Source organism: Phycicoccus jejuensis, assembly GCF_000720925.1.
Taxonomy (GTDB): Bacteria; Actinomycetota; Actinomycetes; order Actinomycetales; family Dermatophilaceae; genus Phycicoccus; species Phycicoccus jejuensis.
Window position 1 is genome coordinate 1 of sequence record NZ_JOEE01000074.1, and the last position, 274, is coordinate 274.

The 274-nt window shown below is 69.0% G+C and carries 1 protein-coding gene; it reads right to left on the reverse strand.

The genetic code is table 11. The annotated features are described in order from the left end of the window. A partial coding sequence (locus tag IG69_RS0119670; protein WP_030529853.1) for a helix-turn-helix domain-containing protein occupies window positions 1-274 on the reverse strand: 274 nt, incomplete at both ends.

A 274-nucleotide genomic window follows, 5' to 3' on the forward strand; every position in this document is an offset into this window, starting at 1 on the left:
CGGGCCAAATGGGCGGCCTCGGTCTTGTTTCGGGTGCCTGTCTTGCCGATCGCGCTGGAGAGGTAGTTGCGGACCGTGCTGGTCGACAGGTGCAGCCGGTCGGCGATGTCGGCGATCGTCGACCCGTCCTCAGCGGCGGTGAGGACCTCGCATTCCCGGTCGGTCAACGGACTTGCGGCCTGCCTCAGTGCGTACCGGGCCAGCTCCGGGTCGACGACAGTGGACCCGCTGGCCACCTGCCGGATGGCGTCGGTGAGGTCCTCGACGGGACCGT